Consider the following 21,755-nt stretch of genomic DNA (forward strand, 5'->3'; position numbering starts at 1 on the left):
CCCCGCGGCCGAGCCCTACGCCTTGCTGTGCGAGAACAGCTTGAGCACCGGCACCCCCACCTTGTGCCGGGCCCGAGAGGCCCAGTCCCGATGGAAGAACTCCTCCACATAGTGCGGATCGGTCAGCACGATCACCTCGTCGGCGTCCACCTCGGCGACCAGCGCCTTCAGCGCGTCCAGGGGGTGGTCCTCGACCAGCCGCCCCTCCGCCTGGCTCCCCGAGGAGCGCAGCGCCTGCAACGACACGTCCAGGGCCTGCTGCCCCATGCCTCTCGCCTCGTCGCCCTCGGGGACGTCCCGTTCCCGGACGGCATCGTCGAGTTCGCCGAGCGCGATGTCGTCGATGGCCCGCAGCAGACGGTCCGCCTGGTCACCGCGCGGCTGGAGCAGCACGTGGAAAGAGACCGGCTCGTCCCCGTGCAACGTGGTGACGAACTCCACGTCGGCGGACGTCAAGGCCTTCTCGATCATCAGCACGCTTGTGAACACCAGGCGCCTCTTCTCCTCCGTGGGCCCGGACAAGGCCCCTGCGGAAACCATCCTTCCCCGTGATCGCACGGGTACTGCGGACTAAGTCTGCCCGCCCGAAGCCAACCGGAACGGGAGATTCCGTCGGCTTCAGGACCGACGGTAACGACCGAACAGAAATCCGTCCTCCTCCAGGAGGGACACGAGGTCGAACCGGCGCGGAACGGCGACCGACGGACCCCCCGCGATGCGCTGCGCGTCCCCCGCGGTGAGCATCGGCGAGATCGTCAGGCACAGCTCGTCCAGCACCTCCGCGGCGATCAGCTGGCCGAGCAGCCGGGGGCCGCCCTCGGTGAGCAGCCGGGTGTGGCCGAGGTCGGCGAGGGCGCGTACCGCGCGCGCCGGCTCCACACCCATCCCCTCACCGGCGATCACCACGCGGGCGCCGGCCCGTTCGGCGGCGGCGACGCGGTCGGGTGCCGCGGCGGCACCCGTGAGGACCAGCGTGGGGACCAGGGGCGAGGTGAACAGCGGCAGGGAGAAGTCCAGCTCCAGACTCGCGGTGACGACGGCGATCGCGGGGACCGGGCCCTGCCCCGCCGCCTTCCGGGCACCGGCGAACTCGGCTCGCGCCTTCGCGGGGCGGTACCCCTCCTGCCGTACCGTTTCCGCGCCCACCACGACGACGTCCGCGAGCGCTCGCAGCGTGCCGAAGATGCGCATGTCGGCGGCGCTGGAGATGGGCTGGGAGCGTCCCTCGTGCTGGGCGGCGCCGTCGAGGGACGAGACCATGTTGGCCCGCAGCCACGTCCGCGGGGCGCCCGGCGCGGGCTCGGGATAGGCATAGGCGGCGGCCAGCTCGGCGAAACTCCACTCCCGGCCCTGACCGCCCCCGCCTCCACGGGCACTACCGGCCTCGCCGCCGACACCGCCGGCACCACCGGCAGCTTCCACCCCTCCGGCCCCCGCGGCTCCATCGAGCCCGCGGACGCCACGAGCCTCAGCAGCTCCGCCGGCACCGGCATCCCGCCCGGCCCCGCTCGTCCCCGCTCCCCCCGCACGCCCACCGGAGGCGCGCGGCCCCCCGCCGGAGGCCTCGATGCCCCCGTCGGAGGGCTGGGCTGCTGTTTCGTCGGTCACAGGGAACAGGCGTCGCATGTCGTGCAGTCTGACACGGCGCTTAGCATGGGTAATCGTGTCGTCCTCCACCTCCGCCCCCGGATCCAGCCCACTGAGCGACGCGGGCCCCCTCTCCCTGTGCGCCCGTGAGCCGCACGTCCCCGCCGACCGGCTGGTCGCGGAGATGGTGCCGCCGCCGCGCTTCGACTCGGTCCGCTTCGCCACCTACATCCCGGACCCGAACCAGCCCAGCCAGACCGAGGCCGTAGGGGTGCTGGAGGGCTTCGCGGCCGGGCTCGGCGGGGCGCCCGCGCCCGGCGCGGGCAGGCGCGGCTTCTTCGGGTTCGGCAAGGGCAGGGCACCGAAGGCCGCGGCCGGCCCGCGCGGGGTGTACCTGGACGGCGGATACGGCGTCGGCAAGACCCATCTGCTCGCCTCCCTCTGGCACGCGACCCCGGCCGAGCCCGCCCTCAAGGCGTTCGGCACCTTCGTGGAGCTGACCAATCTGGTCGGCGCCCTCGGCTTCCAGCAGGCCGTGCAGACGCTCAGCGGCCACCGTCTGCTGTGCATCGACGAGTTCGAACTGGACGACCCCGGCGACACGGTCCTGGTGTCGACGCTCCTCGGCAAGCTGGTCGAGGCGGGCGTGGCGCTCGCCGCCACCTCCAACACGCTGCCGGGCAAGCTGGGCGAGGGCCGGTTCGCCGCCGCGGACTTCCTGCGCGAGATCCAGGGTCTGTCGGCCCACTTCCGCACCCTGCGCATCGACGGCGAGGACTACCGCCACCGCGGCCTGCCCGAGGCACCGGCCCCGTTCACCGACGAGGAGGTGGCCAAGGCGGCGTACGCCACGGAGGGCGCCTCGCTGGACGACTTCCCGCACCTGCTGGAGCACCTGGCCAACGTGCACCCGAGCCGGTACGGCGCGCTGACCGACGGGCTGAAGGCGGTGTGCCTCATCGGTGTGCGGCCGGTGCCGGACCAGTCGACGGCGCTCCGGCTGGTGGTGCTCGCGGACCGGCTCTACGACCGTGAGGTCCCGGTGCTGGCCTCGGGACTGCCGTTCGACAGGCTGTTCAGCGAGGAGATGCTGAACGGCGGCTACCGCAAGAAGTACTTCCGCGCGATATCCCGGCTCACCGCGCTGGCCCGCGACGCGAAGGGGCTCGTCGGTTCCTGACCGCCGCCTGATAGTCGATCAAACCCCAGCGGGTCAAGGGTGAGTTCACGCCACGCGACCCGCATTTTTCACGCTCTCTTGCGCACTTAACGCGCAGTTAACCCTGCAAAGGGCTGCGCGGCGCTAACGTGTTTCTTGACCATCCATTGACCAATGCTTGGTGCGCACAAGAGATGCGAACGCGGTGAAGGGGGGCGCATGTTCCGAGGTAGGACGACCCGCGCCCTGCTCACCCTGCTCGCCGCGGCACTGTTCGCGCTCCAGCTCCGCACGCCCACGGCAACCTTCGCACCCGCGCACACATTCGGTCAGGCGCTGGCCAAGGCCGAGCCCGGAACCCTCTCTTCCGCGACGCCGGCACGGGACGGCGCGGACACGGTCCGCGCCCCGGGCCGTTCGGGTGAACCCGTGGGCATCCCACACGTACGCGACCGGCAGCGCGGCTCGGCCTCCGGCTGGGCGCAGGAACACCCGCTCATAACCGGCCGGACGGCCGAGGCGGGCTCGCCGGACACCTCCGGCACCCCGCGGCACCGCTCCTCAAGAGCCTCCAGAGCCCACACCGCGGCAGCGCTCCAGGTCTTTCGCTGCTGAGTTCCGGGCCGCTCACTCCCCCCCACAACAAGTCGTTCAAGTCCGACGCGCCGGTGCGGCGCGCCAGGAGGAACCCACACATATGCAGCCCCTCATCGACAACGCCCGTACCTTCGGACAGCGCCCTGAGGAGTTCGCCAAGCTGGCCGAAGGCCAGTCCCCGCAGGTTCTCTTCATCACCTGCTCCGACTCCCGGGTCGTTCCGGCCCTGATCACGGGCGCCCGCCCCGGCGAGCTGTTCGAGCTGCGCACCGCGGGCAACATCGTCCCGCCCTACGCGTCGCAGCACCCCACCAGCGAGGCCGCCACCATCGAGTACGCCGTGGAGGTCCTCGGCGTCCGCGACGTCGTCGTCTGCGGCCATTCGCACTGCGGAGCCGTCGGCGCGCTGGTGCGCGGCGACGACCTGACCGCCGTACCCGCCGTGCGCGACTGGCTGGCGCACGCCACCCCCCGCCCGGCCGGCGCGGCCGAGGACCCCGAGGTCGCCGAGGGCGTCCAGAGCCACGTCCTCACCCAGCTGCTGCGGCTGCGCTCGTACCCGTGCGTCGAGCGGAAGCTGGCGGAGGGCCGGCTGGGCCTGCACGCCTGGTACTACGAGGTGCATACCGGCGCCGTACGGACGCACCGCCCGCAGACCGACACCTTCGAGTCCCTGTGAGCGCGCCGATGACCAGCAACCGCACCCTCATCAACCGTTTCCCCCATCTCAAGCAGGACTTCGCCGCCTCGCTCGTCGTCTTCCTGGTCGCGCTCCCGCTGTGCGTGGGCGTGGCCGTCGCCTCCGGTGTCCCGGCCGAACTCGGCCTGGTCACCGGAATCGTGGGCGGCCTCGTCACCGGGACGATGCGTGGCAGCAGCCTGCAGGTGTCCGGGCCTGCGGCCGGGATGACCGTGCTCGTCTTCGAGGCGGTCAAGGAGTTCGGCCTGCCGGTGCTCGGCGTCATCGTGCTCGCCACCGGCCTGCTCCAGGTGACCATGGGCGCCCTGAAACTGGGCCGCTACTTCCGCGCCATCTCGGTCTCCGTCGTCGAGGGCATGCTGGCCGGAATCGGTCTGGTCCTCATCGCCGGCCAGCTCTACCCGGCGCTGGCGGCGAAGGCCCCCGACTCCGGCCTGGACAAGATCGCCGAGCTGCCCGGCGCCTTCCTGGACGCCCTCGGCACCGGGAAGGCGCCGGCCTCGCTCGCGATCTGCGCCGGCACGATATCCGTGCTGCTCCTCTGGAAGCACGCCCCGGCGAAGCTGCGCACGGTGCCCGGTCCGCTGGCCGCGGTCGGTCTCGCCACCCTGGCCGCGTTCGTGCTCGACCTGCCGGTGGCCACCGTCGAGGTGCAGGGCCTGCTGGGCTCCATCCAGCCGCCGCCGCTGGGCGCCTTCGGGGAGCTGGCCGGCGTCGGTGCCCTCGGCACGGTCGTCGCCTTCACGCTCATCGCGTCCGCCGAGTCGCTGTTCAGCGCGGCGGCCGTGGACCGGCTGCACTCCGGGCCGCGCACCGAGTACGACCGGGAACTCGTCGCCCAGGGCGCCGGCAACACGGTGTGCGGGCTGCTGGGGGCGCTGCCGATGACCGCGGTGATCGTGCGCAGCGCGGCCAATGTCCAGGCGGGGGCCCGGACGAAGGCCTCCCGCGTGCTGCACGGCGTGTGGCTGCTGCTGTTCGCCGCGCTGCTGCCCGACGCGCTCGCCTACATCCCGATCCCGGCGCTCGCCGGCATCCTGATCTACTCGGGCGCCAAGCTGGTCCCGGTCCGGGCGCTGACCGTGCTGTGGCGGGAGAACCGGGGCGAGGCGCTGGTCCTGTCGGTCACCGCCGTCTCCATCGTGGCGGTCAGCATGTTCGAGGGCGTGCTGATCGGCCTGGCGCTGGCGGTGGTCAAGACGGCCTGGGAGGCCTCGCACGTCCGGCTGGAGGTCGTCGACAAGGGGGCGGGCCCGGTCCAGGCGCATCTCTCGGGCAACGCGACCTTCCTGCGGCTGCCGAAGATCCTGGACAGTCTGGAGGCCCTCCCGCAGGACCGCCCGGTCCGCCTCGACCTCTGCGGCCTCCACCACCTCGACCACGCCTGCCGCACGGCCCTGGAGAACTGGGCCGAACGCCACAGCGCGGCGGGCACCGAGCCGGTGCAGCTCACGGTCCCGGCCCCGAGGAGGACGGAGCCGGCGAACGCGCCGGCGGCATGACCCCGGCCCGGCGTCCCCTCGGCACCGGCCGGGAGCGGACGCCGGGCCCGCACGGCCGCCTGTCAGCCGAGTCGGCCGGCCCATGGCTTCCGCCCCAACCCAGGCATATCGTTACAGCAACGGACAGAACCGACCTCTGAGCGAGGAGGTCATCATGCTCCCGGATCTGCTGGGCGCCCTCGCCGCGGCGGGCTCCATCGGGGTCGTATACCTGGCGATGGCGGCCCGGGTGGTCAAGCAGTACGAACGAGGCGTCCTGTTCCGGCTCGGCCGGCTCGCGGGGGACGTACGAACCCCGGGCCTGACCCTGGTGATCCCGTTCGTGGACCGCCTGCACAAGGTCAACATGCAGATCGTCACCATGCCGATCCCCGCGCAGGAGGGCATCACCCGCGACAACGTCACCGTCCGGGTGGACGCGGTCGTCTACTTCCGGGTGGTCGACGCGGCGAGCGCCCTGGTGAAGGTCGAGGACTACAAGTTCGCGGTCTCGCAGATGGCCCAGACGTCCCTGCGCTCGATCATCGGCAAGAGCGACCTGGACGACCTGCTCTCCAACCGAGAGAAGCTCAACCAGGGCCTGGAGCTGATGATCGACAGCCCGGCCGTCGGCTGGGGCATCCAGGTGGACCGGGTGGAGATCAAGGACGTCTCCCTGCCGGACACGATGAAGCGGTCGATGGCCCGCCAGGCCGAGGCGGACCGGGAGCGCCGGGCCCGGATCATCAACGCCGACGCCGAGCTGCAGGCGTCCAGGAAGCTCGCCGAGGCCGCCCAGCAGATGTCCGACCAGCCGGCCGCGCTCCAACTGCGGCTGCTGCAGACGGTGATGGCGGTGTCGGCCGAGAAGAACTCCACGCTGGTCCTGCCCATCCCGGTGGAACTGCTGCACTTCCTGGAAAGGGGCAACCAGCCGCCCGCGCGGAGCGGTGACGGCGGGCAGCGCGACACCGCCGCGCTCACGGAGACGCGCGCCGAGCAGCCCACGCCCGACGGCGACGCAGGAGCGCGCTCCGGCTAGGACCTGTCTGCGCAAGCCCCGCGTACGGCTCGGGAAGACCGGTGTCCGCGGGGGCGGTCCCTGCCCGCCCCCGCGGACACCGCCGCACTCCCCCGCCCTCGTCGGCTGGCGCCCGCACGGGCCCGCGGCGCACCATCGAGGGACGGCCGGACGAAAAGGGGGCGCCCGTGGCGAAGAAGAGCGACAAGGACCTCCGGGGGACGCTGCGTCTCCCGATCGGCGAACGGATCGGTCTGGCCGGGTACGACGCCCGGGCCACGCCCGGCGCCCCGGACGGCAAGAACGCCGCTCTGGCGGACACCGCCCGCATGGGCAGGCGCCTGGCCCGGCTGCAGGAGCGGCTGTGGGCGGCGGGCACCGCGGGCGACCGGCGCCGGGTGCTGCTGGTGCTGCAGGGCATGGACACCAGCGGCAAGGGCGGCACGGTCAAGCACGTCATCGGCCAGTTCAACCCCTCCGGCTGCCGTATCAAGGCCTTCAAGGCGCCCACCGAGGAGGAGCGCGCGCACGACTTCCTGTGGCGGGTGCGGCGCGCGCTGCCCGAGCCCGGCGAGATCGGCATCTTCGACCGCTCGCACTACGAGGACGTCCTCATCGCCCGCGTCCGGCATCTGGCCCGGCCCGCCGAGATCGGCAGCCGCTACGGCCTGATCAACGACTTCGAGCGGGAGCTGGCCGAGGACGGCGTGACCCTCGTCAAGTGCTTCCTGCACATCTCCTACGCGGAGCAGAAGCGCCGTCTGCTGCGCCGCCTCGACCGCCCCGACAAGCGCTGGAAGTTCGACCCCGGCGACATCGACGAACGCGCCCTGTGGCCCGCCTACCAGGAGGCCTACGAGCTGGCGCTGGAACACTGCGCCGCCCCGCACGCGCCCTGGTACCTGGTCCCGGCGGACCGCAAGTGGTACCGGAACTGGGCGATCAGCCGGCTCCTGCTGGAGCATCTGAGGGCCCTCGACCCGCACTATCCGAGGGGTGACCTCGACGTGGCCGAGAGCCGGGAGCGGCTGCTGAAGCAGACGTGAGCCGTGCCCGGCGGGGTACCCGTCGGGCATGCGCGAGCAGCGGAAGGTCACCGATTCGTACTGGCTGCGGACCGCCCCAGGGCCGTCCCACCCCGCCCTGGCGGGGGAACTCGACGTCGACGTGGCGGTCGTCGGCGCGGGGATGGCCGGCCTCAGCACCGCCCACGAGCTGGCCCGGGCCGGGCTGCGGGTGGCGGTGCTGGAGGCCGGGCGGGTGGCGGCCGGGGTCACCGGCTACACCACCGCCAAGCTGACCGCCCAGCACACGCTCGTCTACGACCGGCTCCGGCGCACCCGCGGGCCCGAAGGGGCCCGGCTGTACGCGCGTTCGCAGTCGGAGGCGATCGAGCACGCGGCGGCGCTCGTGGCCGAGCTGGGCATCGAGTGCGAGTGGGAGACGCGGGACGCGTACACCTACGTGCGGGACCAGCAGCGGGCGCAGGAGGTGCGGGCGGAGGCGGAGGCCGCGCGGGAGGCGGGGCTGCCGGCCGCGTTCACGACGGAGACCGGGCTGCCGTTCCCGGTGGCGGGCGCGGTCCGGGTCACCGGGCAGGCGCAGTTCCACCCGATCAAGTACCTGCGGGCGCTCACCGCCGACCTGATCGCGCGCGGTGGCCAGGTGTACGAGGAGACGCGGGTCGTCGGCCTGGCGGAGGGCGAGCCGTGCCGGCTGACGACCGAGGCGGGCGCGACGGTGACCGCCCGGGACGTCGTGATCGCCACCCACTATCCGGTGTTCGACCGGGCCCTGCTGTTCGCCCGGCTGTCCCCGCGCCGGGAACTGGTCGTCGCGGGGGTGCTGCGCGACGGCCCGGACCCGGAGGGCATGTACATCACCCCGGAGGAGAACACCCGCTCGGTGCGCACCGCGCCGTACGGCGCGGACGGGCAGCGGCTGCTGGTCGTCACCGGGGAGCACTTCACGCCCGGCACCGGCGATCCCGGGGCCGGCTTCGACCGGCTCGCCGCCTGGGCCGAGGAGCACTTTCCCGGGGTGGCCCTGGACCACGCCTGGGCCACGCAGGACAACGAGTCCACCGACACCGTCCCGCTGGTCGGCCGGTTCCACCCTGGGGCCCGGCACACCTATGTGGCCACGGGCTTCGGCGGCTGGGGCCTGAGCGGCGGCATCATGGCCGGGCTGCTGCTGACCGCCCTGATCACCGGCCGTGACTGCCCGTGGCACGAGCTGTACGACCCGCGCCGGCTGAAGTCGGTGGTGCGCGAGGCGCCGTCGCTGCTCAAGACGCAGGCGGAGGTGGCCCGGCACTTCGTCGGCGACCGGCTGAAGCCGGCCACCTCGGTGGACGACCTGGCGCCCGGCGACGGCGCGCTGGTCCGGGCCGGCGGCGAGCGGATCGCCGTGCACCGTGACGACGCGGGTGCCCTGCACGCCGTGTCGGCCCGCTGCACCCACCTCGGCTGCCTGGTCTCGTTCAACCGGGCGGAGCGCGCCTGGGAGTGCCCCTGCCACGGCTCGCGCTTCGACGTCGACGGCAAGGTGATCCAGGGCCCGGCGGTCAAGCCGCTGGAGCAGCGCGACCTCGACTGACCGAGGAGAGCCCGCCCGCCGCGCGGGTGACCGTACCGCGACGCCACGAGCCATATCACCATACAAACGGACATGCAGCCCTACGGTCGTACGGTGATCCCATCAGTACGCCGTATCACCGCCGTCTGCGCCCTGGGCGCGGCCCTCGCCGCCTGCGGTACGACCGACCCCACGGACACCCCGCGCCCGGCCGGGTCCACCGCCTCCGCCTCCCCGTCCGCCACCCGTCCGCCCGTGCTCGCCCCGGGACCGGGCGGTCTGACCCCGGTCTTCGAGCACGGCCCGCGCACCCTGGGCAAGACCGTCGCACTGACCTTCGACGCCGACATGACCGCCGACCAGGGGCCCCGCGCGGCCTCCGGGGAGCACTTCGACAACCCGGACCTCATCGGCACCCTGCGCGCGCTGAAGGTCCCGGCGACCATCTTCATGACCGGCCGCTGGGCCGACCAGTACCCGACCGAGGCCCGCAGCCTCGGCCATGACCCGCAGTTCGAGGTCGCCAACCACTCCTGGAGCCACTACGCGTTCACCGAAGACTGTTACGGCCTGCCGACCGTCGGCGCGGACCGGATGCGGGCGGACGTCGAGCGGGCGTACGCCTCCCTGCGCAAGGCCGGCGTGCCGAACCCGCTGCCGTACTTCCGTTTCCCGGGCGGCTGCTACGACCAGCAGGCGCTGCGCGCGCTGAGCGGGCTCGGGGTGACCGCCGTGCAGTGGGACGTGATCAGCGGTGACGCGTTCGCCACGGACGCCGACCCGGTGGCCCGGCAGGTACTGGACGGGGTGAAGCCCGGCTCGGTGGTCGTCATGCACTGCACCCGCAGCGCCGCCCCGACGACCGAACGGGTCGTCCGCACGGTCGTACCGGAGCTGCGCGAGCGCGGATACCGGTTCGTGAAGGTCTCCCAGCTGATCGGCCAGGCAGGCGGCCGCCGCTGAACGCCTACGCTGGGAGCATGAGCGACGCGGATTACTGCACGATCATCGACGCCACCAAGCCCCCGAAGGCCGACGGCCCGCCGTACGCGGAGTGCGTGCTGTGCCGGAAGCCGACGGAGTACCCCGAGTCGTACAAGGGCATCACGCTCTGCCCGGTGTGCGAGTGGCAGGAGGCGCAGCGCACCGCCTGCTCAGGTTGACCGACGGGCGCTGAGCCGGCCGGCCAGGGCGAAGGCCCCGGCCGCGAGCACGGCCGCCCCGGCCGGCGGCAGCAGCGGCACCGGGGCACGGCCGGTCCGCGCACCCGTGACCAGGCCGCTGATCGCGGCCTGCGCCGGGGAGCCCGCCGGCACCACCGACAGAAGCACGGCCTCGCCTGGCCGGTTCCTCGCGGTCGCCGGAAATCCGCTCCGCGGGGCACGCGCGTTGATCCGCTCGTCCCCGGCTTCGTAGGGTGGGCTGTCGTGAGCCAAGTTCCAGCCTCCGGTGACAGTCCCTTCCAGGCCGAGCGCAACCCCCGCGACGAGGCCCCGCAGTTCGTGCTGCCCCTCGTCGTTCGGATCGAGCGGAGTGCGCCGCCCGCCCGTACCGACGCACTGGAGACGGCCGCCCGCGCCGTACTCCGCCTGCTCGGCGACGAACGGGCACGCGGGGACGGCGAGTGGGCCGAGTCCGTGCGGAACTGGGAGGACGCGCGGATCCGGAAGGTCGTCCGCCGGGCCCGGGGTGCCGAGTGGCGGCGCGCCGAGGCACTGCCCGGGATCACGGTCACCGGCAAGTCCGCGGAGGTCCGGGTCTTCCCGCCGGTCCCGCTGGACGGCTGGCCCAAGGACCTGGCGAAGCTCCAGGTGTCGGGCACCGAACTGGACGACCCCGAGCCGCCCACCGCGGCCGACACCGCGGAACCCGTGCTGTGGCTGAACCCGGAGCTGGAGATGTCGGCCGGCAAGGCGATGGCCCAGGCCGGGCACGGCGCGCAGCTGGCCTGGTGGGCGCTGTCCGACGCCGAGCGGACCGAATGGCGCGAGGCCGGCTTCCCGCTCTCGGTCCGCACCGCCGACCCCGCCGACTGGAGCCGGCTGACCGGCAGCGGGCTGCCGCTGGTCCGGGACGCCGGCTTCACGGAGATCGCGCCGGGTTCCTGCACGGTCGTCGCCGATCACCCCGCGCTGCGCTAGGAGGGCGGCCCTGACGTGGGCGGCCCGTACCGCGCCGACGGCCGGACCGCACGCCCGCGCGAGCGGTTGCGGCTCGGAACCGGTGAGGTCGCGGCTCGGGACCACCCGGGCCGGAACCTCAAATGTTGCTCTGAAGGCGGCGCCGGGGGGATTCGGGGCCGCCCGCCGGGGCCATACCCCCGTCACTCGACGCACGAGCACCGGGTCGACGAGGAGGGGGAAGCGCCATGCGGCGACTGGGCACGGGGATCGGCTGGCGGCCGGAGATCGCGGACGCCGTGGAGCGCATGCCGGGCATCGACTGGGTGGAGGTCGTGGCGGAGAACGTCTGCCCGGGTCACCTCCCCGAGTCGCTGCTGCGGCTGCGTGAGCGCGGGGTGACGGTGATCCCGCACGGCGTCTCCCTCGGCCTCGGCGGCGCGGACCGCCCCGACGAGGGACGGCTGACGGCGCTCGCCGAGCGGGTGGAGGCGCTCGGCGCTCCGCTGGTCACCGAGCACATCGCGTTCGTCCGGGCGGGCGGCGCGCTCACCGCCTCCCCGTCGCTGGAGGCCGGACACCTGCTGCCGGTGCCGCGCACCCGGGACGCGCTGGACGTGCTGTGCGAGAACGTCCGTATCGCCCAGGACGCGCTACCGGTGCCGTTGGCCCTGGAGAACATCGCCGCGCTGTTCTCGTGGCCGGGTGAGGAGCTGACCGAGGGGGAGTTCCTGTCCGAGCTGGTCGAACGGACCGGGGTACGACTGCTCATCGACGTGGCCAACCTGCACACCAACCGCGTCAACCGGGGCGAGGACCCGGCACAGGCGCTGGCCGCGCTGCCGCTGGAGGCGATCGCCTACGTCCATGTCGCGGGCGGCTTCGAGCGCGACGGCGTCTGGCACGACAGCCACGCACACCCCGTCCCGCCCGCGGTCCTCACCCTCCTGACCGACCTCGCCTCCCGCACCACGCCACCCGGCGTCCTGCTGGAACGAGACGAGAACTTCCCGGCACCGGCGGAACTCGAGGGGGAGTTGACCGCGATCCGGGAGGCGGTGCGGGAGGGACGTGGGCGAGCGGCAGCTGTCGGGGCTGGGGGCACGGCGACCGCGGCCGCGGGTGGCGGTGGTGGAGGGGGCCGAGGCGCGGCTGCCGGTGCCGGTGGCGTGGGGCCCACGGGTGTTGCCGTCCTGTCGCGCCCGGCGGTCGGCGTCGGTGCCCGGGAGGCGGCCCGGGAGCGGCTGGGGGTCGCCCAGGCCGCGGTGCTGTCGGCGCTGGTGGCCGGGACGCCGGTGCCGGAGGGCTTCGACCGCGTGCGGATGGGGGTGCAGGCGCGGGCGCTCGCGGCGAAGCGGGCGGATGTGGTGGCGAAGGTGGCGCCCGAGGTGCCGGCGATTCTGGGGGCGGGGTACCGGGCGGCGTTCCTGGAGTACGCGCGGGAACGGCCGATGACCGGCGGATACCGGCGGGACGCGCTGGACTTCGCCGGCCACCTGCTGAGGGCGGGGCGGCCGGAGGAGGCGGAGGCACGCAGGGCCCTGCGGGAGTGGTGGCTGGACCGTGCCGGTCCGGCGCCGAGGTCGCACAGGCCGGCGACGCGGGTGGCTCGGGCGGCGCGCAGGGTACTGCTGCGGAGGGGCTGAGGGCGCCGGGGGGCGACGGCTCGGGGGCACTCGCCCACGCCGGCCGGGCGCCGCACCCACCCGTGCCGCCCCAGCGGCACGCCTGTCCGCAACCACGCCGGCACGGCAACTCCCGAGCGCGCGAGAATCCACGCGACCCTCGAGGGGCGCGGCGAACTGCGCGCCCAGCCACCCCGCACCCGCAGCCGACGGACGGCCGCCGGCTACCGAGCCACGAGACCGACGGCACGCGCCCACGCGGGCACGGGGACGCCGCAACCAGCGACCACGCACCCGCACCCGCACCCGCACGACGACCGCCAGCTACCGAGCCACAAGACCGACGCCACGCACCCCCCGCGGGCACGGGGGACTGCGCGCCCAGCCACCTCGCACCCCCAGCCGACGGGCGGCCGTCGGCTCGACGGCGCCGTGCCGGCCCTCTCCGGGCCCGCAGTAATATGCCAAGCCGCACCCACTCACCCTCAAGCACCCCTGGTGTGCGGTGCCGTACAGGAGGCGCCATGCGACCGCGACCCCCGATCAAGGGCCGAGGCATATTCAGCGGCACCGGGCTCGTCATCACCGGCCTGGCGGCGACGATCGCGGCGCTGCTCTTCCCGCTCTGGTCGTACGCCGACCGCCAGGACGCGACCGGCGCGAACGTGCTGAGCGTGCACACGGTCACCACCCCGTACGGCCCCCTGTCCGCACAGGACCGGGACTTCGTCACCAAGGTCCGGCTGGCTGGACTGTGGGAGCTGCCCGCCGGTCAGCTGGCGCAGCGGAAGGGGACCACGCCCGCCGTGCGCACGGCGGGACAGCACCTCGTCGACGGGCACACGTCCCTCGACGCGCATGTCCGGACCGTCGCCACCCAGCTCGGCGTCTCCCTGCCCAACGAACCCAACGACCAGCAGAAGGAGTGGCTGGCCACTCTGGAGTCGGCGCAGGGGCAGGACTTCGACCGCCGGTTCGCCGGCATCCTGCGCCTGGCGCACGGCCGGGTGTTCTCCCTGGTCGCCCAGATCCGGGCCGGCACCCAGAACTCCCTGGTGCGTGACCTCGCCGACGACGCCAACGCGACCGTCCTGGACCACATCAGGGTCCTGGAGGCGACGGGATACGTCGACTTCGCCGCCCTGTCCCGTGACCTGGCCGCCTCGGCCACGCCCGTCCCGCCCCCGCCGGCGGTCGCCCCGAGCGCCGCGGTCCCGGTGGCGCCGTCACCGGGTGCGACGTACACCCTGCCGCCCGCGACCACCAGCCCGCCGCCGCAGCCGAGCAGCCCCTGACCTGCACGGGAGACGGAACGTCACATACCGGCGACGCGCCGTCCGGATCTTGAACAGGGCATGGCTTTTTCGCGCGCCACTGGCGTAGAAACACGTCATGTTCTGGGTCCTACTCCTCCTCCTGGCCTGGGCTTTCGCCGGCATCACCTGCACCCGGCTGTGCCTGGCGGCCGTCCGTGCGGCAACCCTCGACACGAGCGCCACCGGCGCCCCGGACGTCACGGCGGCCGACCGCGATCTGACGCTGTACGAGGCGGCGTTCCTGTCCGGCGGCCCGGCTCGGGTCGCCGAGGTGACGCTGGTCGCCATGGCCCGGCAGCGGCGGCTGCTGCTCGCGCACACCGGCTGGGCCACGGTCGTGGACCCGCGGGGGCGCGACGAGATCGAGCAGTCCGTCATAGGGGCGATCGGCCCGGAGGGCCAGTCCCGGATCGCTCCGGTGCGGGCACGGGCGGCCGGTGCGGAGGCGGTGCGCCGGCTGGCCGACGGGCTGGTGCGCGCGGGGCTCGCGGTCCCCGACGGCGCCGCTACGACCGTCGGCACCGCCGTGCGCCAGGTGCGCGCCGCCGCACTGGCCGTGACGGTGCTGGGCACGACCGCGCTGCTGCTGCCCGTCCAGACGGGGACGCCACGACTCCTGGTCGGGCTGTGGTTCGCCCTGCCCCTCACGCTGTCCCTGAGCTGTCTCGCCCTCGCCCGGTTCGAGGCGCACCCGTACTCGCGCTGGGCATCCCCGGCCGGGCAGCGGCTGCTGGGCACGCTCACCCCCGGCCCGGCCGGCGACGAGCGGTCGTCCCTCACCTCCGTCGCCGTACGCGGGATCCGCGCGATCGGCGAGCCGGAGCTGCGCGCGGCCTTCGCCCACCGCGATCAGCCGTGGCGGGAGTGAGGACACCTTCGGGGGGCGCATAGGGGGCAAAGGCGCCGACACCGGCCGGGTGGTGCTTGCCTTACCCGGCGGCCGAACGAAATATCCCTTTTGTTGTCGCCGGGCCGTGGCAGCCGTGCCATCGCCGCCGCGCAACGAAGGGATACGCGATGAGAGCTGCCGCCCTGTACTCGGCCGCCGGGTCCTTGCTCCTGACCACGCTGGCCGCGGCCCCGGCCGGCGGCACGCCCGCCGTTCCCGGAGCGCCCGGTGTGCCCGGCGCGGCCGAGCTGCGCGGCACCGCGGTGGCCGTGGCCCGCGCCCGGGCGGCCGGTATCCACTTCGGTGCGTGCTCCGCCGCCGACGTCCCGGAGGCGCCGAGCGGTCTGCGGTGCGGCACGGTGACCGTCCCGCTGGACTACGCCCACCCGAACGGAAAGCAGATCCGGCTGACCGTGAGCCGGACCCAGGCCACGCACAAGGACCCGCACAACAGCAAGCGGAAGGTCCCCCGGCAGGGCGCCCTGGTCTACAACCCGGGCGGTCCCGGCGCCTCCAGCATGTACTTCCCGCTGATCGGCGTGGTCCCGGAGTGGCAGCGGATCGCCGCCGCCTACGACCTGGTCGGCTACGCCCCGCGCGGGGTGGGCCGTTCGGCGCCGGTGTCCTGCGAGGACCCCAAGCGGTTCTTCAAGGCGCCCACCGCGTCCCCGACGCACCCGTCGGAGGCGTACAAGCGGCAGCGCATCGCCCAGGCGAAGGCGTACGCGCGTGGCTGCGCCCAGCGCTCGGGCAGCGGACTGCGCCACTACACCTCGCTCAACAACGCCCGTGACCTGGACGTCCTGCGGGCCGCGCTGGGCGAGGACCGGCTGACGTTCATGGGCGCGTCGTACGGCACCTACTTCGGCGCGCTGTACGCGGCGATGTTCCCCTCGCACGTGCGGCGCATGGTGCTGGACTCCGCCGTGAACCCGGACCCGGAGAAGATCTGGTACCGCACCAACCTCGACCAGTCGGCCGCGTTCGAGGAGCGCTGGGCGGACTTCCGTGACTGGATCGCCCGCCACGACGACGTCTACCGGCTCGGTGCCACGCCGCAGCAGGTGCAGCGCAGTTACGACACCGCCCGGGAGCGGCTGGCCGGGAAGGCGGCGGGCGGGAAGGTCGGCCCGGGACAGCTGCAGAACACGTTCCTGACGGCCGGGTACTACGACGACTTCTGGCCGAGCCGCGCCGAGGCCCTGTCGGCCTACCTGCACGGTGACCCGAAGCCGCTGATCCGGCTGGCGGCCCCGAGCGCCGGGACGGCCGCCGAGGCGGAGAACGGCAAGGCGGTGTACACGGCCGTGGAGTGCAACGACGCGGCCTGGCCGACGGACTGGAAGGTGTGGGACCGCGACAACACGCGGCTGGCGCGGGTGGCGCCCTTCGAGACCTGGGACAACGCGTGGATGAACCTGCCGTGCGCCTACTGGCCGGCGCCCCGGCAGCAGCCGATGGACGTGCGGACCGGGCCGGGTGAGCTGCCGCCGGTGCTGATCCTGGCGGCCGAGCGGGACGCGGCCGCGCCGTACGCGGGCTCGGTGGAGATGAACCGGCGGCTGGCCGGCTCGGCGCTGGTGACCGAGCGGGACGCGGGCACGCACGGCATCGGCGGCGGCCCCAACCGGTGCGTCAACGCGCACTTCGAGGCCTATCTGCTGGAGGGCCGGCTCCCGGCGCGGCACACGTCCTGCGCGCCGCGCCCGGAGCCGGTCGCCGCCGGCGGACGGGACGCCGGGTCGTCCCGGCGGGACGCCCTCAAGGGGAAGGCCGACGGGCGCTAGGTGTATCGATCACCAGCTCACCGGGCGCGTCAGGCCAGGCCCGCCACCAGTTCCGCGATGTCCTTGCGGCGGCCCGTGTAGAACGGGACCTCCTCACGGACGTGCATGCGGGCCTCGGAGCCCCGCAGGTGGCGCATGAGGTCGACGATCCGGTACAGCTCGTCGGCCTCGAAGGCCAGCACCCACTCGTAGTCGCCGAGGGAGAACGAGGCGACCGTGTTGGCGCGCACGTCCGGGTAGCCGCGGGCCATCTTGCCGTGGTCGGCGAGCATGCGGCGGCGGTCCTCGTCGGGCAGCAGGTACCAGTCGTAGGAGCGCACGAAGGGGTAGACGCTCACGTAGTTGCGCGGCGTCTCGTCGGCGAGGAACGCCGGGATGTGCGAGCGGTTGAACTCGGCGGGGCGGTGCAGCGCCATGTTCGACCACACCGGCTCCAGGGCGCGGCCCAGCTTGGTGCGGCGGAAGAGGTTGTACGCCTCCTGCAGCTGGTCGCTGGTCTCGGCGTGCCACCAGATCATGAGGTCGGCGTCGGCGCGCAGGCCGGAGACGTCGTAGGTGCCGCGGACCGTCACGTCCTTGGCGGCGAGCTGGTCGAACAGCTCCTGGACCTCGTCGGCGTATCCCGCGCGGTCCTCGGGCAGGACGTCCTTCAGCTTGAAGACCGACCAGAGGGTGTAGCGGATGACCTCGTTGAGGTCCTTGGCCAGCTTGCCCTTGTTCGGGATCCTGCCGGACTCGGTGGTGGGGGCGTCGTCACTCATGGTCCCTATTCTCCCGCTCCGCCGTGCAGGCTCTGCACCGGGTTGGCCGTCAGCTCCTCGACCCCCGTCGGGTCGCCGGCCAGCTGGTCGACCGCCGCGTAGGCGCTCGCGACGCACGCCGGGATGCCGACGCCGTCGTACTGCGCGCCGCACACCGCGAGCCCCGGCAGCTTGGCGACGTGCTCGCGGATGCGGGCCACGCGCGCGTGGTGGCCGACCGGGTACTGCGGCAGGCCGTCGGTCCAGCGGGTGACGCGGGCCTGCAGGGGTACGGCGTCCAGGCCGGTGGCCTCACGCAGGTCGTGCCGGGAGACCTCGACGAGTTCGGCGTCGTCCCGCTGCAGGATCGCCGTCTCGCCGTAGCGGCCCACGGAGGTGCGCAGCACGACCACGCCGGGGTCCTCCTCGGCGATCCAGCCCCACTTCCGGGAGGCGAAGGTGGACGCCTTGATGCTGCGGCCGTCGACGGGCGGCACCAGGAAGCCGCTGCCCTCCGGGAGCCGCAGGCCGGCTCGCCGGTAGGCGAGGGTGACCAGGGCCATGGAGGCGTACTCGACGGCGGCCAGCTCGGCCGCGGCGGCGGGGGCCTCGGCGCGCAGCAGACCGGCGGCCGCGGGCGCGGGGACGGCGACGATCACCGCGTCGGCGTACAGCACACGGTCACCGGCGATCACACGCCAGACCGGGTGCGGCTGGCCCGCGGCGGGCTCCGCGAGCGGCGAGCCGCCGGCACCGCCCGGACCACCCGTGCCGTCCGCCTCCGGCAGCCCCGTCCTTCTCAGTTCCGTCACCGGGGCACCGGTCAGGATCTCACCGCCCCGCGCCCGCACCGACTCGGCGACCGCGAGCGGAAGCGTGCCCACGCCGCCCTCGATGCCCATGAAGACCGGGCCGGTCTGCCGGCCGGCGGCGGCCGTGGACTGGATGTCGCGGACGGCTGCCGTGAGGGAGTCGTGGGTCCGCGCCGCCTGGAAGAGCTGCGGGACCGCCGAGCGCATCGAGATGCGGTACGCGTCGCCCGCGTACACCCCACCGAGCAGGGGCTCGACCAGGCGATCGACGACCTCGCGGCCGAGCCGGGCCGCCACGTACTCCCCCACGGCCACGTCGTCGCCGACCTCCGTGCGGGGCAGGGCCGCGTCGCGCTCGATGCGGGCCAGGCCCTCGTCGGACAGGACTCCGGAGAGCGCGGCGGCGGTGCCGGGCACGCCCATCACATGGCCCTTGGGCATGGGCCGCAGGGCGCCGCGGGTCCAGATCGAGGCGGTGGCGGTGGCCGGCGGCCGGAGCCGCTCGGCGAGGCCCGCCTCGCGTGCGAGGCTCACGGCCTCGGGGCGGCGGGCGAGCATCGACTCGGCGCCCAGGTCGACCCGCACGCCCGCGATCTCACCGGGCAGCAGCTTGCCGCCGACCCGCTCGGAGGCCTCCAGCACGGTCACGCGCGCGCCGCGCCCCAGCAGCCGGTGGGCGGCGGCCAGCCCGGCGATACCGGCTCCGATGACGACGACGTGCCCCGTGCTCGTACCCGTTGCGCTCATGCCTCCCACTCTCTCAGACCCCGCCGACACGCCCGCCAGGGCCCGAGACCCCCGGTCCACCGGCCCGGTGTCCGCCGCGAGTCCGGACCGTGACCGCTTCGGAATCGGCCGTCGCCAACGTTCCGGCGGCCTCCGCCGTCGAAGGAGCGTCATCGGTCACAGCCATCGGGGGTACCGCCCATGCGCCCAGCACGTTCCGCACGCTCCGCACCGCCCGTCCGGGCCCTGGCCGGGGTCCTGCTCGCCGCTTCCCTCGCGCTCGCCGGGTGCGGCGGCGCGAACGACTCCGACGGCGGCGACTCGAAGTCCGCGGTGGGCGCCGAGGCCCGGCAGGCCGGCGCGTCCGGCGCCACGGCGGACAAGGGGAAGTCCGCGCCCCGGACACCCGATCTCACCCCGAACGCGATCATCCGCACCGCGTCCCTCGTCGTCGAGGTCGAGGACGTGTCCAAGGCCCTGGCCGCGGCCCGGACGACCGCCGAGAACGCGGGCGGCTACGTCGGCAAGGAGAACACGGGCCGGGACGCCGACGGCCACGAGAACACCCAGGTGGTGCTGCGCGTGCCCACCGAGAAGTACGACGAGGTCCTCACCGGCCTCCAGGGCACGGGCAGGTTGGTCGACCGCACGGCCGAGGCGGTGGACGTCACCGACCAGGTCGTGGACGTGGACAGCCGGATCAGGTCGCAGCGGGCCAGCGTGAACCGGATCCGCGCGCTGATGGACCAGGCGACCAAGCTGAGCGATGTCGTCGCGCTGGAGGGCGAGTTGAGCGACCGCCAGGCGGATCTGGAGGCGCTGCTGGCCCGGCAGGCCTCGCTGAAGGACCGCACCGGCCTGGCCACCATCACCCTGTCGCTGTCCGAGGCACCCGTGAAGAAGGCGGCCGACGACGACACACCGGGCGTCGTGGACGCGCTGGCGGGCGGCTGGCACGTCTTCGTCACGATGCTGCGCTGGATCGTCCTCGCGCTCGGCGCCGCCCTGCCGTTCGCCGCGTTCGCGGCCCTGCTGGCGCTGCTGTGGCTGCGGGGCGTACGCCCCCGGCTGCCGCGCCGTCCGCGGCCCACGCCGGCGATGACCGCGCCGGGCCCACTGCCGTCGGCCCGCCCGGCGCCCAAGTCGTCCGCGGAGGCGGAGCGCGACTGAAATGCCCGCGCACCGTAGCGTGTTCCCATGAGCATGAGCGATGGGCGGGGCGGGAAGCAACGGCTGGTCGTGATCGGCGGTGACGCCGCGGGCATGTCCGCGGCGTCGCAGGCACGCCGGCTGAAGGGACCCGAGGAGCTGGCGATCGTGGCCTTCGAACGCGGGCACTTCACCTCCTTCTCGGCGTGCGGCATCCCGTACTGGGTGGGCGGCGAGGTCCCCGAGCGGGACCAGCTGATCGCCCGTACGCCCGAGGAGCACCGGGAACGCGGCATCGACCTGCGGCTGCGCACGGAGGTCGTCGAGGTCGACGTGGCCGGGCAGCGGGTACGCGCGCGTGACGTCGATTCCGGTGCCGAGTCCTGGACGTCGTACGACAAGCTCGTCATCGCCACCGGGGCCCGTCCGGTCCGCCCGGACCTGCCCGGCGCGGACGCCCCCGGTGTGCACGGCGTGCAGACCCTCGACGACGGCCAGGCCCTGCTCGACACCCTGGCACGCACGCGTGGCCGCAAGGCGGTGGTCGTGGGCGCCGGCTACATCGGCGTGGAGATGGCGGAAGCGCTGATCAACCGCGGCTTCGAGGTGACGGTCGTCAACCGCGGCAAGGAACCCATGTCGACGCTCGACCCGGACATGGGCCGCCTGGTGCACCGGGCCATGGAGGGCCTCGGCATCACCATGGTGAACGACGCCGAGGTCACCAAGCTCCTCACCGGGGAGGACGGCCGGGTCCGCGCGGTGGCCACGGAGGACGCCGAGTACCCCGCGGACCTGGTGATCCTCGGCATCGGTGTGCGTCCCGAGACCGCCCTCGCCCGGTCGGCCGGCCTTCCCGTCGGCGCCCACGGCGGCCTGCTCACCGACCTCGCGATGCGGGTGCGCGGCCACGAGAACATCTGGGCGGGCGGCGACTGCGTGGAGGTGCTGAACCTGGTCTCCGGCCAGGAGCAGTACGTCCCGCTCGGCACCCACGCCAACAAGCACGGCCAGGTCATCGGCACCAACGCGGGCGGCGGCTACGCCACCTTCCCCGGTGTCGTCGGCACGGCCGTCAGCAAGGTGTGCGATCTGGAGATCGCCCGCACCGGCCTGCGCGAGAAGGACGCCCACCGGGTGGGCCTCCGGTTCGAGACGGTCACCATCGAGTCGACCAGCCGCGCCGGCTACTACCCCGGCGCCTCCCCCATGACGGTCAAGATGCTCGCCGAACGCCGCACGGGCCGGCTGCTCGGCGTCCAGATCGTCGGCAGGGAGGGCGCGGGCAAGCGCGTCGACATCGCGGCGGTGGCCCTGACGGCCCAGATGACGGCGGAACAGATGACGGCCCTGGACCTGGGCTACGCGCCGCCGTTCTCGCCGGTGTGGGACCCGGTCCTGGTGGCGGCGAGAAAGGCGGCGGCGAAGGTACGCGCGAGCGCCGCCTGAGAGGGGCACGGCGCAACTCC

The 21,755-nt window shown here is 73.7% G+C and carries 21 protein-coding genes; 16 read left to right on the forward strand and 5 right to left on the reverse strand.

Features of this window, described 5'->3' with window-relative positions:
* Positions 1–15: 15 nt before the first annotated feature.
* On the reverse strand, positions 16–489 hold the full coding sequence (locus ACGFRF_RS06975; protein WP_393737552.1) for an indole-3-glycerol phosphate synthase: 474 nt from the start codon (positions 487–489) through the stop codon (positions 16–18).
* A gap of 129 nt (positions 490–618) precedes the next feature.
* Positions 619–1,422, reverse strand: coding sequence for a pyrimidine reductase family protein (locus tag ACGFRF_RS06980; RefSeq protein ID WP_393737553.1), 804 nt, complete (start codon positions 1,420–1,422; stop codon positions 619–621).
* A gap of 241 nt (positions 1,423–1,663) precedes the next feature.
* On the opposite strand from ACGFRF_RS06980, the gene zapE reads away from it, so the two are divergent.
* The 9 genes from zapE to ACGFRF_RS07025 all read left to right on the forward strand — a co-directional run bounded on the left by zapE (position 1,664) and on the right by ACGFRF_RS07025 (position 10,285).
* Positions 1,664–2,767, forward strand: coding sequence for a cell division protein ZapE (zapE, locus tag ACGFRF_RS06985; protein WP_393737554.1), 1,104 nt, complete (start codon positions 1,664–1,666; stop codon positions 2,765–2,767).
* A gap of 198 nt (positions 2,768–2,965) precedes the next feature.
* Complete coding sequence (locus tag ACGFRF_RS06990) at positions 2,966–3,361, forward strand: hypothetical protein (RefSeq protein ID WP_393737555.1); 396 nt, start codon at positions 2,966–2,968, stop codon at positions 3,359–3,361.
* Between the two features lie 82 nt (positions 3,362–3,443).
* Complete coding sequence (locus ACGFRF_RS06995; protein ID WP_393737556.1) at positions 3,444–4,022, forward strand: carbonic anhydrase; 579 nt, start codon at positions 3,444–3,446, stop codon at positions 4,020–4,022.
* An 8-nt stretch (positions 4,023–4,030) separates the two neighbouring features.
* A complete protein-coding gene (locus ACGFRF_RS07000) occupies positions 4,031–5,545 on the forward strand; it encodes a SulP family inorganic anion transporter (RefSeq protein ID WP_393737557.1) in 1,515 nt (504 codons plus the stop codon).
* Positions 5,546–5,699: 154 nt separating this feature from the next.
* Positions 5,700–6,566: a slipin family protein gene (locus ACGFRF_RS07005; RefSeq protein WP_393737558.1), complete on the forward strand. Its 867-nt coding sequence runs from the start codon at positions 5,700–5,702 to the stop codon at positions 6,564–6,566.
* A 167-nt stretch (positions 6,567–6,733) separates the two neighbouring features.
* Positions 6,734–7,591, forward strand: a complete 858-nt coding sequence (locus ACGFRF_RS07010; RefSeq protein ID WP_393737559.1) for a PPK2 family polyphosphate kinase — start codon at positions 6,734–6,736, stop codon at positions 7,589–7,591.
* A 28-nt stretch (positions 7,592–7,619) separates the two neighbouring features.
* A complete protein-coding gene (locus ACGFRF_RS07015; protein WP_393737560.1) occupies positions 7,620–9,143 on the forward strand; it encodes an FAD-dependent oxidoreductase in 1,524 nt (507 codons plus the stop codon).
* 93 nt (positions 9,144–9,236) lie between these two features.
* Positions 9,237–10,085, forward strand: coding sequence for a polysaccharide deacetylase family protein (locus ACGFRF_RS07020; protein WP_393737561.1), 849 nt, complete (start codon positions 9,237–9,239; stop codon positions 10,083–10,085).
* Between the two features lie 17 nt (positions 10,086–10,102).
* Positions 10,103–10,285, forward strand: a complete 183-nt coding sequence (locus ACGFRF_RS07025; RefSeq protein ID WP_393737562.1) for a hypothetical protein — start codon at positions 10,103–10,105, stop codon at positions 10,283–10,285.
* On the opposite strand, the gene ACGFRF_RS07030 is transcribed toward ACGFRF_RS07025, so the two are convergent.
* Entirely contained in the window at positions 10,277–10,453 is a 177-nt protein-coding gene (locus tag ACGFRF_RS07030; protein ID WP_393737563.1) for a hypothetical protein, read from the reverse strand. The genes ACGFRF_RS07025 and ACGFRF_RS07030 overlap by 9 nt on opposite strands.
* A 96-nt stretch (positions 10,454–10,549) precedes the next feature.
* Here ACGFRF_RS07030 and ACGFRF_RS07035 point away from each other — a divergent pair, with 96 nt between their 5' ends.
* The 5 genes from ACGFRF_RS07035 (at position 10,550) to ACGFRF_RS07055 (ending at position 16,859) form a co-directional block, all read left to right on the forward strand.
* Positions 10,550–11,263: a peptidyl-tRNA hydrolase gene (locus ACGFRF_RS07035; RefSeq protein ID WP_393737564.1), complete on the forward strand. Its 714-nt coding sequence runs from the start codon at positions 10,550–10,552 to the stop codon at positions 11,261–11,263.
* 227 nt (positions 11,264–11,490) lie between these two features.
* Positions 11,491–12,888, forward strand: a complete 1,398-nt coding sequence (locus ACGFRF_RS07040) for a DUF692 domain-containing protein (protein ID WP_393737565.1) — start codon at positions 11,491–11,493, stop codon at positions 12,886–12,888.
* A 503-nt stretch (positions 12,889–13,391) separates the two neighbouring features.
* A complete protein-coding gene (locus ACGFRF_RS07045; RefSeq protein WP_393737566.1) occupies positions 13,392–14,162 on the forward strand; it encodes a DUF4142 domain-containing protein in 771 nt (256 codons plus the stop codon).
* Between the two features lie 97 nt (positions 14,163–14,259).
* Positions 14,260–15,051, forward strand: coding sequence for a TIGR04222 domain-containing membrane protein (locus ACGFRF_RS07050; RefSeq protein ID WP_393737567.1), 792 nt, complete (start codon positions 14,260–14,262; stop codon positions 15,049–15,051).
* A gap of 149 nt (positions 15,052–15,200) precedes the next feature.
* On the forward strand, positions 15,201–16,859 hold the full coding sequence (locus ACGFRF_RS07055) for an alpha/beta hydrolase (protein WP_393737568.1): 1,659 nt from the start codon (positions 15,201–15,203) through the stop codon (positions 16,857–16,859).
* Positions 16,860–16,888: 29 nt separating this feature from the next.
* On the opposite strand, the gene hemQ is transcribed toward ACGFRF_RS07055, so the two are convergent.
* Complete coding sequence (gene hemQ / locus ACGFRF_RS07060) at positions 16,889–17,620, reverse strand: hydrogen peroxide-dependent heme synthase (RefSeq protein ID WP_393737569.1); 732 nt, start codon at positions 17,618–17,620, stop codon at positions 16,889–16,891.
* A gap of 5 nt (positions 17,621–17,625) precedes the next feature.
* Positions 17,626–19,158, reverse strand: coding sequence for a protoporphyrinogen oxidase (gene hemG / locus ACGFRF_RS07065; RefSeq protein ID WP_393737570.1), 1,533 nt, complete (start codon positions 19,156–19,158; stop codon positions 17,626–17,628).
* A 180-nt stretch (positions 19,159–19,338) separates the two neighbouring features.
* Between hemG and ACGFRF_RS07070 the strand changes: the two genes are divergently transcribed.
* On the forward strand, positions 19,339–20,307 hold the full coding sequence (locus ACGFRF_RS07070) for a DUF4349 domain-containing protein (protein WP_393737571.1): 969 nt from the start codon (positions 19,339–19,341) through the stop codon (positions 20,305–20,307).
* 27 nt (positions 20,308–20,334) lie between these two features.
* Positions 20,335–21,735 carry an FAD-dependent oxidoreductase gene (locus ACGFRF_RS07075; protein WP_393737572.1) on the forward strand — a complete coding sequence of 467 codons (1,401 nt, stop codon included), beginning with the start codon at positions 20,335–20,337 and terminating at the stop codon, positions 21,733–21,735.
* The last annotated feature ends 20 nt before the right edge of the window (positions 21,736–21,755 follow it).

The organism is Streptomyces sp. NPDC048521 (assembly GCF_043199855.1).
Taxonomy (GTDB): Bacteria; Actinomycetota; Actinomycetes; order Streptomycetales; family Streptomycetaceae; genus Streptomyces.